The organism is Streptomyces spongiae (genome assembly GCF_009377185.1).
GTDB classification, from domain to species: domain Bacteria; phylum Actinomycetota; class Actinomycetes; order Streptomycetales; family Streptomycetaceae; genus Streptomyces; species Streptomyces spongiae.
The window spans coordinates 1-12,231 of record NZ_VJZC01000292.1 but is presented as its reverse complement, the minus strand read 5'-3'; the positions used below and the strand labels follow the sequence as shown (position 1 = coordinate 12,231).

10 protein-coding genes are annotated in these 12,231 nt (G+C 70.8%); 3 read left to right on the top strand and 7 right to left on the bottom strand.

Translation table 11 applies throughout. From position 1 onward, the window contains the following. The first annotated feature begins 312 nt into the window (after positions 1 to 312). Together FNH08_RS30590 and FNH08_RS30585 are read left to right on the top strand one after the other, a co-directional pair. The gene (locus tag FNH08_RS30590; RefSeq protein WP_152774768.1) at positions 313 to 2,493 is read left to right on the top strand and encodes a RecQ family ATP-dependent DNA helicase; all 2,181 of its coding nucleotides are present in this window, start codon (positions 313 to 315) and stop codon (positions 2,491 to 2,493) included. A gap of 372 nt (positions 2,494 to 2,865) precedes the next feature. Then, positions 2,866 to 3,501: a hypothetical protein gene (locus FNH08_RS30585; protein ID WP_322725796.1), complete on the top strand. Its 636-nt coding sequence runs from the start codon at positions 2,866 to 2,868 to the stop codon at positions 3,499 to 3,501. A gap of 561 nt (positions 3,502 to 4,062) precedes the next feature. On the opposite strand, the gene FNH08_RS30580 is transcribed toward FNH08_RS30585, so the two are convergent. The 3 genes from FNH08_RS30580 to FNH08_RS30570 form a co-directional block, all read right to left on the bottom strand. Continuing rightward, positions 4,063 to 4,689 carry a hypothetical protein gene (locus FNH08_RS30580; RefSeq protein WP_152774767.1) on the bottom strand — a complete coding sequence of 209 codons (627 nt, stop codon included), beginning with the start codon at positions 4,687 to 4,689 and terminating at the stop codon, positions 4,063 to 4,065. Positions 4,690 to 4,757: 68 nt separating this feature from the next. Then, a complete protein-coding gene (locus FNH08_RS30575) occupies positions 4,758 to 5,459 on the bottom strand; it encodes a ribonuclease HII (RefSeq protein ID WP_152774766.1) in 702 nt (233 codons plus the stop codon). A 104-nt stretch (positions 5,460 to 5,563) separates the two neighbouring features. Next, on the bottom strand, positions 5,564 to 6,187 hold the full coding sequence (locus FNH08_RS30570; RefSeq protein ID WP_152774765.1) for a TetR/AcrR family transcriptional regulator: 624 nt from the start codon (positions 6,185 to 6,187) through the stop codon (positions 5,564 to 5,566). 188 nt (positions 6,188 to 6,375) lie between these two features. Here FNH08_RS30570 and FNH08_RS30565 point away from each other — a divergent pair, with 188 nt between their 5' ends. Then, positions 6,376 to 7,923, top strand: a complete 1,548-nt coding sequence (locus tag FNH08_RS30565; protein WP_322725793.1) for an MFS transporter — start codon at positions 6,376 to 6,378, stop codon at positions 7,921 to 7,923. 159 nt (positions 7,924 to 8,082) lie between these two features. Here the strand turns inward: FNH08_RS30565 and FNH08_RS30560 are convergent, their stop codons facing one another. The 4 genes from FNH08_RS30560 to FNH08_RS30545 form a co-directional block, all read right to left on the bottom strand. Beyond that, positions 8,083 to 9,555: a DUF4153 domain-containing protein gene (locus tag FNH08_RS30560; RefSeq protein ID WP_228034458.1), complete on the bottom strand. Its 1,473-nt coding sequence runs from the start codon at positions 9,553 to 9,555 to the stop codon at positions 8,083 to 8,085. 419 nt (positions 9,556 to 9,974) lie between these two features. Continuing rightward, positions 9,975 to 10,877 (bottom strand): ADP-ribosylglycohydrolase family protein, encoded by a 903-nt coding sequence (locus FNH08_RS30555; RefSeq protein WP_152774763.1) that lies wholly within the window; start codon positions 10,875 to 10,877, stop codon positions 9,975 to 9,977. A 12-nt stretch (positions 10,878 to 10,889) separates the two neighbouring features. Continuing rightward, positions 10,890 to 11,549 carry a histidine phosphatase family protein gene (locus FNH08_RS30550; protein WP_152774762.1) on the bottom strand — a complete coding sequence of 220 codons (660 nt, stop codon included), beginning with the start codon at positions 11,547 to 11,549 and terminating at the stop codon, positions 10,890 to 10,892. Between the two features lie 151 nt (positions 11,550 to 11,700). Then, positions 11,701 to 12,231, bottom strand: a 531-nt coding sequence (locus FNH08_RS30545) for a DUF4937 domain-containing protein (RefSeq protein WP_228034457.1), incomplete at its 5' end; no start/stop codon positions are given.

The window sequence follows — 12,231 nt, the reverse complement described above, 5'->3', positions numbered from 1 at the left end:
GGCCCCGGCCCCGGCCCTTGCTCAGGCCCCTGGGGCAGGGGCAGCACACCGCCACCGCGGTCGGCATGCCCTCGCTGTCCGGCGATGCCGCCGCTCATGTCACTGCCGATGCCGCCGTCGTTGTCGCTGGTGTTGTCGCTGGTGCCGGAGGTCCCGGCTGCTTCGCTGTGGTTCGTCATGCCGTGACCATCTCGCGGATCCCAGAATTCCGCTTTTGCCTGTGGATAAGTCCGACCATGGCCACGTCAGAGGTTGTCCACAGTCCGACCGGCTCGTTCGCGCAATGTCCGAGGCATCGGGTTGCATGGAGCCATGACCAACGACGACCTGCCCACCGCGGACGGCCCAGACCTCCGTGCCGCCGCCGACGCCGTACTGGCCCGCCTCGTCGGCGCCCCAACCGGTGCCGCCCGGCTGCGCGAGGACCAGTGGCGCGCCATCGAGGCCCTGGTCGCCGACAAGCGCAGAGCCCTGGTCGTGCAGCGCACCGGCTGGGGCAAGTCCGCCGTGTACTTCGTCGCGACGGCCCTGCTGCGGGAGCGGGGCGCGGGCCCGACCGTCATCGTCTCCCCGCTCCTCGCGCTCATGCGCAACCAGGTCGACGCGGCGGCCCGCGCCGGTATCCGCGCGAGGACGATCAACTCGTCCAACACGGAGGAGTGGGACACCATCCAGCACGAGGTGGCCGCGGGCGAGGTCGACGTCCTCCTGGTGAGCCCGGAGCGGCTCAACAACCCCGACTTCCGTGACCAGGTGCTGCCCAAGCTGGCCGCCGCGACCGGTCTGCTGGTGGTCGACGAGGCGCACTGCATCTCGGACTGGGGGCACGACTTCCGGCCGGACTACCGCCGACTGCGCACCATGCTCGCCGACCTCCCGCCCGGTGTCCCCGTGCTCGCCACCACCGCCACGGCGAACGCACGGGTGACAGCCGACGTCGCGGAGCAACTCGGCACCGGCGGCGGCAGCGACGCGCTGGTCCTGCGGGGGCCGCTCGACCGGGAGAGCCTGAGCCTCGGTGTGCTCCAACTGCCGGACGCCGCCCACCGGATGGCCTGGCTCGCCGAGCACCTCCACGAGCTCCCGGGCTCCGGCATCATCTACACGCTCACGGTGGCCGCCGCCGAGGAAGTCACGGTGTTCCTTCGTCAGTGCGGGCACCCGGTCGCGTCGTACACCGGCAAGACGGAGAACGCGGACCGCAAGCAGGCCGAGGAGGATCTGCTCGCCAACCGCGTCAAGGCGCTCGTCGCCACGTCGGCGCTGGGCATGGGCTTCGACAAACCCGATCTCGGTTTCGTGGTGCACCTCGGGTCCCCGTCGTCGCCCATCGCCTACTACCAGCAGGTGGGACGCGCGGGCCGTGGCGTCGAACACGCCGAGGTGCTGCTTCTGCCCGGCAAGGAGGACCAGGCGATCTGGGAGTACTTCGCCTCGATCGCGTTCCCTCCTCAGGAGCAGGTGCTCCGCACGCTGGACGTCCTCGCTCGCGCGGAAAGGCCACTCTCCCTGCCGGCCCTGGAACCCCAGGTCGAGCTGCGCCGGTCCCGGCTCGAGACGATGCTCAAGGTCCTCGACGTGGACGGTGCCGTACGACGCGTCCAGGGAGGCTGGATCTCCACGGGCGCTTCCTGGACGTACGACAGCGAACGCTACGCGTGGGTCGCCAAGCAGCGTGCCGCCGAGCAGCAGGCGATGCGTGACTACATCACCACGACGGGCTGCCGTATGGAGTTCCTGCGACTCCAGTTGGACGACGAGGGCGCCGCGCCGTGCGGGCGCTGTGACACGTGTGCGGAGCCAAGGTTCTCGGACTCCGTGTCGCCGGCCGCGCTGGCGTCGGCGCGCGGGGAACTGGAGCGCGCGGGCGTGGAGGTCGAGCCCCGCAAGATGTGGCCGACGGGTCTGCCCGCTGTGGGCGTCGATCTGAAGGGACGCATCCCGGCGGGCGAACAGTCCGCTCCGGGCCGAGCGTTGGGGCGGCTCTCGGACATCGGCTGGGGCAACCGGCTGCGGCCGGTGCTCACGCCTCAGGCCCCGGACGGACCCGTGCCGGACGATGTGGCGAAGGCGGTGGTGGGCGTGCTGTCCGACTGGGCGAAGGGGCCCGGTGGTTGGGCCTCCGGAGAGCCGGATGCCCTGCCGCGCCCCGCAGGCGTCGTCACCATGGCCTCACGCACCCGTCCTCAGCTCATTCAGTCCCTGGGTGCGCGGATCGCCGAGATCGGGCGGCTGCCGTTGCTGGGGTCCGTGGAGTACACCGGGGAGATCTCCCGGCTCTCCCGCAGCAACAGCGCGCAGCGGCTGAAGGCGCTCGACGGCGCGCTCGCGGTGCCGCCGGACCTCGCCGCCGCACTCAAGGAGGCGGGTGGCCCCGTGCTGCTCGTCGACGACGCGACCGAAACGGGCTGGACAATCGCGGTCGCCGCACGCATCCTTCGACGGGCCGGTGCGCAGGGGGTGATGCCGCTGGTTCTCGCCGTACAGGGCTGAGCCCCCCGGGGGAGCCGCGTTCCCTCCTCGGCCGACAGCGGTACTCGATCGGCCCGTTCCGCCGCCGTACGGGAGCGCTCACAGCCCTCGCCGGACCAGTACGTACGGGCCCTTCGCGTCACGTCGTACGTCCGCCGGGTGAGCGTGGGACGGGATCGTCATGCTCGACCCACAGGGCGGGGATATAAGCGACGGATCGCCAGAAAGGGGTCGGTGGCCCCAATTGCTCGTTGCCGCAACCAAGTTCGACAGGAAGAATTGAACTCCGCTCCCCGCACGGTTCTCCCCGTGGTCCGGTAGGGCTCTGCTGCGGCGTGCGCTCCCCAAGTCCGACCTCGCCCGCAGTGTGGGCGCGTAGCCGAAGGGAGGACCGTGACCTTCGGATTCGCACCGTCCTCGGCGGCGAACATGTCGACGTCTGCCGACCTGTCCGCCGCTTCCACCAACCCCCTGGCCCGCATGCTCGAACCCGCGGAGTGGGCCGCCGCCGGCATTCCGCTGCTGCGTAATCCCCGGGAGGTCGTCAGCGGACTGCACGCACGGCACCAGCCCCGGCCCGCCACCGCGGTCGTGGCCGTTCTCGACGCCGAAGAGCGGCTGCGGGCGAGCGCCTCGTTCACCCGGCGCTCGGCCCCGGCCGACGGCTGGATGTTCCGCAACGCGCTGCTCTCGCAACTGCGCCGCGTCATCCCGCACGATCTGCGGCGCCGCACTCCCGTTCGCACGGCCGTGCTGCTGTACTGCCGCGACGGGGACGCACGGTGGACGGAGGAGGACGGCGCGTGGATGTGGGGGCTGCGGGACGCGTGCACGCTGCATGGGCTGCGCTGCGGGGCGTACATCACGCTGACGCGTGACGGCTGGCAGGTTCTCGGCGAGGGCCGGGGAGGACGCCGCCCGCACGCGACCTCACCAGCGGAGCCCTTCGCCACGGCCGAAGCACCGCCGCCGCTGCCACGCACCGGAGGCGTCGCGTCGGAGGTGCTGCGCCGGGCAGCGGCCCGCTGAGCCCGGCCGCCCAGCAGGGCGTCGGCCCCGCGACGGCTCGTGTGAGCCCCGTGTGAAGCGCGGCAGGGCGCACCCGCAGAGGGGCAGCTGAAAGAAGGGCACAGGCCAGAGCGCCTACGGACTGGTGCGATCCACCCTGCGGGATGGCGCCGGACAGCGGCGCGACGGCCTCAACCCCCGCGCTCCATCGCCCCGTCAGCACAGAGGATCACTCCTCAGCACAGAGGATCGCTCCTCAGCGCAGAGGCTCACTCCCCGGACGCGCGGTGGACCGCGTGCCTCGAATGACCCTCCACTCACCCTCCGCGCGCCCACAACGGCGCCGGCGGGGGCTCCTCACCACCCCCACCACGGTGGCCTCCCGGGACACGCGCTCAAACAACCGCGTCTCCCGGATGCCCCCCGAACAGCCCTGGGCCGAACCGACGACCCAGCCCCCAGGCCCGAGCACAGGAGCCCCGGGCAACAGCCCGGAACCACTCAGCCTGTTCCCGGGCACACGAAACCGACCAGACTCTCGCAGGCGGGAGTCCGATCAGTCCCTCGCGGACGCGAGACCGCTCAGACCCCCGCGCCCAGCACCGAGTTGATGCGCTGCGGGTCACCGCAGACGATGAGCAGCGCACCGGCGCGGGCGAGCGCCAGCGGGAGCGCCTGTGCGGCAGACGTGTCGGGACCGCCGTTGACAGCGGCCACGACCACGGGACGGGCCTTGGCCCGCTCGGCGACGGCGGCGTCCGCGTAGAACACGTCGTCTCCCGCGTCGTGCTGGGCCCAGTAGGAGGTCTCGCCGAAGGACAGCTCATGGGCGGCCCACGGGTGCGGATCGCCAGTGGTGATCACCAGCACCTCCCCGGGGGCACGACCCGACTCCAGGAGCAGGTCGACGGCTTCCTCGGCGGCGTCCAGCGCGCCTTCCACCGAGGCCGGGATGAGCTGGATCTGTGGGTTGGCAGGGGTCGCGGCAGCGGCCGGAGCGGGTGGCCCCGACTTGGCCGCGGCAGCGTCGCGCGGTGCGCGTTGGGCCGGCATGGGCCTGATGGGCCCCGGACGGCCGGGACGCGCGGGAGCCGCGGGACGGGGACCGGGTACAGGACGTGGGGTCGGCGCGACGCGGCCGCTGGCCGGAGTGGCGCGCGGACCCTGGGCACTCTCGTGAATCTGAGGCTCCTCGGGAATGAGAGGCATGAGTTGATATTTATCAAACGCCGGTGCGGCTCGCGTCGGCGGGTGGCACATGAGTGCGAACGAAACCGTCAGAAATCGAAGCCGAGCTGGCCCTCGATTTCCGGAACGCTTCCATCCGCCCAGCTGCGGACCTTCTTGAGGTGCCGCCACTGGGGCAGCGCATCAAGATACGCCCACGACAGCCGGTGGTACGGGGTGGGGCCCCGCTCCTCCAGCGCGGCCTTGTGCACGGGTGATGGATACCCGGCGTTGGCCGCAAAACCGAAGTCTGCATGGTCGATACCCAGTTCGGCCATCATTTTGTCGCGCTGAACCTTGGCTATCACCGAGGCCGCCGCGACGGCCACGCACGACTGATCGCCCTTGATCACCGTACGCACCCGCCAGGGAGCACCCAGGTAGTCGTGCTTCCCGTCGAGGATGACCGCGTCGGGCCGGACCGGCAGGGCCTCCAGGGCCCGTACGGCGGCAAGACGCAGCGCGGCCGTCATGCCCAGGTCGTCGATCTCCTCCGGGGAGGAATGCCCGAGGGCGTACGACGTCACCCACGTCCGCAACACCTCGGCGAGCTCCGTGCGCCTCTTGATCGTGAGGAGCTTGGAGTCGGTGAGGCCCTCGGGAGGTCGGCGCAGACCTGTGACCGCCGCGCAGACGGTGACCGGGCCGGCCCAGGCACCGCGCCCCACCTCGTCGACACCGGCAATGATCTTTGCTCCGGTCGTGGCGCGAAGGGAGCGCTCGACGGTGTGAGTAGGAGGTTCGTACGGCATGGCGCTCTTAGCCTACGCCGCCCGGAACCCCCCGCGACACCCAGGTTTCCCCTGGCCGCCTCAGAGCCCGCGCAGGCGTGACTCCGCTTCCCTCCAGAGCGTGATCACGCGCCTGCGGGACGCAGCAGCGGAAGCATGAACTGGTCGATCATCTCTTCGATGTCACGCTCGCTCCATTCGCTCGCGCACACCTTGGAGCGGTACATCATCATGGCCGGAATGGCGTCGAAGACATAGCCGTTGACCGCGTCCGGACGCACCTCGCCTCGCTCGATTCCTCGGTTGACGACCTCGCGGAGCAGCTCGACGGTCGGCTCGACGACCCCCTCGATGATCACCCCATGGAAGCGCTCGACCTGAGCGGTGTCGCATTCGTGAATCACAGAACGCAGTGCGAACCCGGGGCGCGAAAACATCGCCTCGCGCGCCTGACGGCACAACTCCAGGAGATCCGCGCGCACACTGCCGAGGTCGGGCGCCTCGTCGAAACTCGGCAACCCGGCCTGGAGCGCGTCCGCGACGAGGTCCTCCTTGGACGGCCAGCGGCGGTAGACCGCGGCCTTGCCGGTCTGGGCACCCGCGGCGACGCCCTCCATGGTGAGGCCGTTCCAGCCGACCGTGCTGAGCTGTTCCAGCGCGGCGTCGAGGATCGCGCGCTCGAGCACGGCGCCGCGCCGGCGCAGGGAGGTCGTCTGAGCGGAGGCGGCCGTCCAGTGCGAAGTAGCCATCTGAGTATCTCCGTTGAGCAGGGCGGGGAAGGGGGCCCGGGCCCCCGAGGCACCCGGGAGGTCGAGCGGTCGGGTGGCGTCATCCGGCGGCGACTTCAGTGAACGCTTGCGTTCACTAAGGGGGACTCACTACCGTTGACGCGACAGTGAACGCCAGCGTTCACTAACGCATTTGTGGGGGACCCATTGTGACAACCTCTCCGTTGATTCAGGATCAGAAGCCGGGAGCCGCCCGCAGGGAGGGGCGTCCCGGCATCGCACTCACCGTCATCGCGGCCTGCCAACTCATGGTGGTACTCGACGCGACGATTGTGAACATCGCACTCCCGCACATTCAAGACGCGCTCAAGTTCAGCACGTTCGACCTGACGTGGGTCGTCAGCGCGTACACGCTGACCTTCGGCGGTCTGCTGCTCCTCGGCGGCCGGGCCGGTGACATCCTCGGCCGACGCCGGGTCTTCATGACCGGCATCCTGCTCTTCACGCTCGCCTCGCTGCTGGGCGGACTCGCCCAGGAGCCCTGGCAGCTGCTGGCGGCACGCGCTCTCCAGGGCGTCGGTGGCGCGATCGCGTCGCCCACCTCACTGGCGCTCATCACGACCACGTTCGCCGAAGGCCCGGAACGGAACCGGGCCTTCGGTGTCTTCGCCGCGGTCTCGGCCGGTGGCGGCGCGGTCGGTCTCCTCGCCGGCGGCATGCTGACGGAGTGGCTCGACTGGCGTTGGGTGCTGTTCGTCAACGTGCCGATCGGTGTCCTGATCGCCGTGCTCACGCCGATGTACATAGGCGAGTCCGAGCGGCATCCGGGGCGGTTCGACATCGCGGGCGCGCTCACGTCGACGGCCGGTATGGCGTCGCTGGTGTACGGCTTCATCCGCGCCTCGGAGGAGGGCTGGCGCGACAGCCTGACCGTCGGCTCCTTCGGTGCGGCGGTGGTCCTGCTGCTGGCCTTCGGGTTCATCGAGAGCCGGGCCAGAGAACCGATCACTCCGCTGAGGATGTTCACCGACCGCAACCGGTCGGGCACGTACGTGATCATGCTCAGCCTCGCCGCGGCCATGTTCGGCATGTTCTTCTTCATCGTCCTCTTCGTGCAGAACGTGCTGCAGTACTCGCCGATCGAGGCCGGCCTCGCCTTCCTGCCCGTGACGGTGGCGATCGCCGTGGGCGCCGGTCTGTCGCAGCGGTTCCTGCCCGTGCTCGGGCCCAAGCCGTTCATGGCGGTCGGCTCGACGCTCGTCGTGCTCGGGCTCGGCTGGCAGACCTTCATCAACCCCGACAGCTCGTACGTGGGCGGGGTGCTCGGCCCGATGCTGGTGTTCGCCTTCGGCATGGGCCTGAACTTCGTGACGCTGACCCTGACCGCGGTCTCCGGGGTCGCCCAGCACGAGGCGGGCGCGGCGTCCGGTCTGCTCAACGCCACGCAGCAGGTGGGCGGTTCCCTCGGTCTGTCCATCCTCACCACGGTCTTCGGCACGGCCAGCCGTGAGGAGGCGGAGAAGCAGATGCCGCACTTCCTGGCGGACGGCACGGCCGAACAGAAGGCCGAGTTCGCCAAGACGCACCAACTGCCCGCTCCCTGGGGCCACGAGGTGCTCGCCCAGGGCATATCGACGGCGTTCATCCCGGCCGTCGCGATGGCCGTGCTCGCTCTCGCCACCGCCGTACTGGTGATCAAGGTCCGCAAGAGCGACCTGGAGGCCCTGTCCGGCACGGCGGGACCCGCCGGGGGCTGACGGCAGAACCGCGGATGGCCGGACCACGCCGGCAGACCGGCGGCGAGGACGTCGGCCCGGCCATCCGCAGCACCATGACGTCGGAAGGCGCCCTCCTTCGCCCGTGCGCCGCGCACGGGCCTCCGGCGGTGCCCCTCAGACGGCTACCGACCACCGCACTCAGCGGTACATGACCTCGTCCCTGAATCGTGCGCACTCGGCCACGTCCGCCTCCTCCGAAACGGGACGCTCGTCGAGGATCCGTCGCGCATCGGCCTCGCCCCAACTCGTCGAGTACCAGGGTGCGTCCCGCTCGGCGAGTTCGGCCGCGACGTCCCGCAGCACGCAGGACCGCAGCGGCTCGGACAGCGCGTCGAGAGCCGGCACGGCGTCCGCGGACAGCCCGCGCGCGTAGTCGAGGTCGAACCGGCCCGTGTCCTCGTACCGCTGGACATTGCGCTCGGCGATCAGCGCGTCCGGCGACACGAGCCCGAACGCCAGCACCCCGGCCGCCGCGCTGGCGGCCACGGCGCGCGGCAGCCAGCGGGCTCCCCACACCCCTGCCGCCATGATGAGCACGATGACCAGGCCGAGCCACAGCTCCACGCCCAGCACCGAGATCCTCAGTCTCGTCAGTCCATACGCCTCCACGTACATGTCCATCCGCCGCACCGCGGATGCCACCACAACGAGGGTCAGCGCGCACAGAGTTCCCAGCACGGAGCGCACCAGCGTGCGATCACCCGATCGAGTGCGCGGCGCCCAGCGCAGGGCGAGGACGATGACGAGCAGGGTGAGGAGCGTCGCCAGGAGCAGCTGCCAGAAGCCCTGCCGCGCGTACTGTGCGTACGTCTGGCCGGTCTTCTCGAGTACGGCGTCGTACCCACCGAACAGGACGGCCAGCTGGATGGCGTTGAACACGGCGAACAGCACGTTGAGCACGATCAGCGGCAGAGCCCACTCGACGCGCCCCCGGGCACGGCCCTCGGGCACTTCGACCTGGTCCCAGTGAGCGGGTGCGGCGGCCGTGCGGGCCGCGGCCAGCGCCCCGACCAGACCGAGAGCGAAGAGCACCACACGCCAGGGGCCGTCGGCCACCGACGTGTCCGGCACCAGGGCACCGAGCAGGTCCGCGAAGGCCGCGTCCGCCCCCGCGAACAGCGCACCGAACACCAGCAACAGCACCGCGGCGACGACGAGCGCCCGCAGTACCGGGCCCAGCCGCTCGCGGACGCCGCCCGACAGGTTGCGCACCCCCTGCCAGGCCCAGGTGGGGCCGGTGACCAGCGCGTTGAACACGCCGATCGGACCGAGCAGGACGGCCGGCCAGCTGCGGCCACCGTGCAGCGCGAGGGAGCCCGCCGCGACCGCGGTGACGACGGCCAGGAACGACGGCCAGTCCGCGTCCCGCAGCGCGGGCACGATCAGCAGAGCGAGGCCGGCGGCTCCCCAGACGAGCGTCCACACACGCGGGCGACGGCCCGCCTTCCGCGCGGCGTAGTACGCGGCGAGCACGGCCGGAATCGCGACGATCAGCAGGTTGACGGCCACTCCGTCGCCGAGCAGCAGCATGCTGAGGACACCTGTGGCCAGGGCTGCCCACAGGGTCGCGGTGCGGACGGGCGCGGGTTCGTCGACCTGGAGGCCGGCCAGCCAGGAGCCCGGGCCGACCGCAGACGGCTCCGCGACGGGAGCCGCCTTGAGGGAGCTCGCCCGGGTTCTGGATATGTCCTCAGGTTCACCCGCGGATGAGGCGCGCCCCCCGGGCGCCTCGTCCCTCGGCTCGGACGCGGACGTGGTATCGGACACGGGACCCCCTCCCGACCGGCCCTCGTGAGCCCACCGTACGCAGCGCGCCGCTGCGGCAGAAGGCCCGTGACCGGTGTCTCGTCGGCGCGCGCCGTCATGATCGACAGGCGGCGTTGCGCAAGGGTATGTCGCGGCTCGACCAGCACAGCGGGGTGAAAGCCTTCTGTGGCATGCCTGTGACAGTCAGGGCGGTTGCGCCCCCTGGGGCCAGGGCAAGGACCGCCCGCGGCCCCCGCGACCGGCGGATGAGACCGCGACCGTCGCTAGGCCACCGGAGCCCAGTCCGGCAGCGCTTCCGTCTGCCGCAGCCACTCCTCGGGGGGTGTCCCCGCCTTACCGGAGGCGATCACTCCTCCGACGATGGCGCAGGTCGTGTCCACGTCGCCGCCCGCCTGGGCCGTCGTCCAGAACGCCTGCTCGTAGTCGCCGAGGGCCCGCGCGGCCGACCAGAGCGCGAACGGCACCGTGTCGTGTGCCGATGTGCGACGGCCGCAGCCGAGTACGGCGGCGACGGTGCTCGCGTCCGCGTAGTCGAGCATGTCGCGGGCGCGCCGCAGTCCCGCGTCGACGGCGCTCCTGGGGATGAGCGCGATGACGCCGTCGAGGAACGCCTCGGGCCTCGGCGGCCCGGCCGGGTCGGACGCGAGGGCGGCCGCCGCGGCGACGGCCATGGCACCGACGACGGCCTCGCGGTGCTGATGGGTGGGGTACGCCGAGATCTCCGCCTGGTGGGTCGCCTGCTCGGGGTCGTCCGCGTACCAGGCCCCCAGCGGGGCGATCCGCATCGCCGCGCCGTTGCCCCAGGAGCCCTGTCCGTTGAAGAGGGCCGAGGCCAGCTCCCGCCAGTCGCCGCCCTCCCTGATCAGCCGCAGCAGCCGGTTGACCGCCGGTCCGTAGCCGCGGTCGAAGTCGTGGTGCTCGGCGAAGGAGCGGGCCAGCTCGTCCTGGTCGATCCTTCGGTGGGCGGCGAGGATCGCCACCACGGAGCAGGCCATCTCCGTGTCGTCCGTCCACTGCCAGGGGCCGGCCGGTGTCTCGCGGCGCCCCAGCAGCGGATAGTTCGCGGGCACGAAGTACTGCGAGCCCAGCGCGTCCCCCACCGAGAGTCCGCGCAGGCTGCTCAGGGCGCGGCCCAGGCGCACGTCAGGAGAGGAGTCAGCGGTCATCGCCCTGCCACTCTAACCGGTGACTCCGTACGACTCGGGGTCACGCCAGCGTTCGAAGGGGCGGTCAAGGGTGTACTTGCCGTCGTCCCCGAGAACGAGCATCCGCATCTCCGCGTTCCCGGGATTGGACAGCGACTCGAACTCCGCGACCGACCAGTGGAACCAGCGCATGCAGAACAGCCGCATGGCCAGGCCGTGGGTCACCAGGAGCACGTTCGGAGGGTGGTCGGGGTCCTCGAAGCTGCGGAAGAGGCTCTCCAGGAAGCCCCCGACGCGGTCGTACACGTCGGCCCCGGACTCACCCTGGGCGAAGCGGTAGAAGAAGTGCCCGTACGCGTCCCGGTATGCCTTCTGGAGTTGTACGTCGTCGCGGTCCTGCCAGTTGCCCCAGTCCTGCTCGCGCAGCCGTGGCTCCTCCCGGACGCGCACCAGCTCGGGGTCGAGGTGGAAGGCCCGGAACGTCTCGTGGGTGCGGCGGTACGGGGAGACGTACACGCTGACGCGCTCCCTGCCGAACACCTCCCGGAGTCGCTTGCCGGTCTCCTCCGCCTGCCGCCAGCCGAGCTCGGTGAGCCCCAGGGCATGGTCGGGCTCGCGTTCGTACACGGTGTCGTCGGCGTTGCCCGTTGACTCGCCGTGCCGGACAAGGACGATGCGCCGTGGTCGTGCCATGCCAAAACCCTAGATCGGGTGACGGCTGATCGAGGACTCGTACGGGCTCCATACGGTGTAGGTCACACAGGTCCTGCACACCAAGGGTCGCATTTCGCCCCTTTAAGCGCCCTTTTGGTGTACTTGAATCCCCACCCGTACCGTCCGGACCTCACACCGTCCACGCGGACTCCAGCTCCACGATGTCACCCGCGAGCGCCGCGACATCGGCTTCGATCTGGGCGCGCAGGGCGAGCCGCTCCACGCGCTCGGCACGGTACTTTCCGTGCTCGGCGGTCGACAGCCACATGGAGAGGATCATGAACTCGTGGCCCGGTGCCTCGCCGAAGAGGCCCCGCACCATGCCGGGAGAGCCGGCCATCGCCGGGTTCCAGACCTTCTCCTGCATCAGCGCGAAGTGCTCGGCGCGCTCCTCGTGAACGCGACAGTGCGCCACCCGCACCAGATCGGCGTCCGTGAAGCGCGGCTCGAAGCCGGTCTTCACGTCGAAACGGTGATCGAAGAGCTTGACCTGCGGATCCTTGAAGGTGCCGGCCTGTGAGGCGGCGAGCCGGTCGTGGGAACGCGCCATGAAGGAGTCGTAGAAGGCACGGCTCTCCCAGAAGGAGAAGATGTGGGCCACGCCGGGCCGGGCACGACTGAAGCCGCCCCCCTGCCCACGGAAACCCGGCTCCCCCAGAAG

Excerpts from the sequence above, each read along its gene's own strand:
- FNH08_RS30590 (WP_152774768.1), top strand. The coding sequence starts at position 313 with ATGACCAACGACGACCTGCCCACCGCGGACGGCCCAGACCTCCGTGCC.
- FNH08_RS30570 (WP_152774765.1), bottom strand. The coding sequence starts at position 6,187 with ATGGCTACTTCGCACTGGACGGCCGCCTCCGCTCAGACGACCTCCCTG.
- FNH08_RS30580 (WP_152774767.1), bottom strand. The coding sequence starts at position 4,689 with ATGCCTCTCATTCCCGAGGAGCCTCAGATTCACGAGAGTGCCCAGGGT.
- FNH08_RS30550 (WP_152774762.1), bottom strand. The coding sequence starts at position 11,549 with ATGGCACGACCACGGCGCATCGTCCTTGTCCGGCACGGCGAGTCAACG.
- FNH08_RS30555 (WP_152774763.1), bottom strand. The coding sequence starts at position 10,877 with ATGACCGCTGACTCCTCTCCTGACGTGCGCCTGGGCCGCGCCCTGAGC.
- FNH08_RS30575 (WP_152774766.1), bottom strand. The coding sequence starts at position 5,459 with ATGCCGTACGAACCTCCTACTCACACCGTCGAGCGCTCCCTTCGCGCC.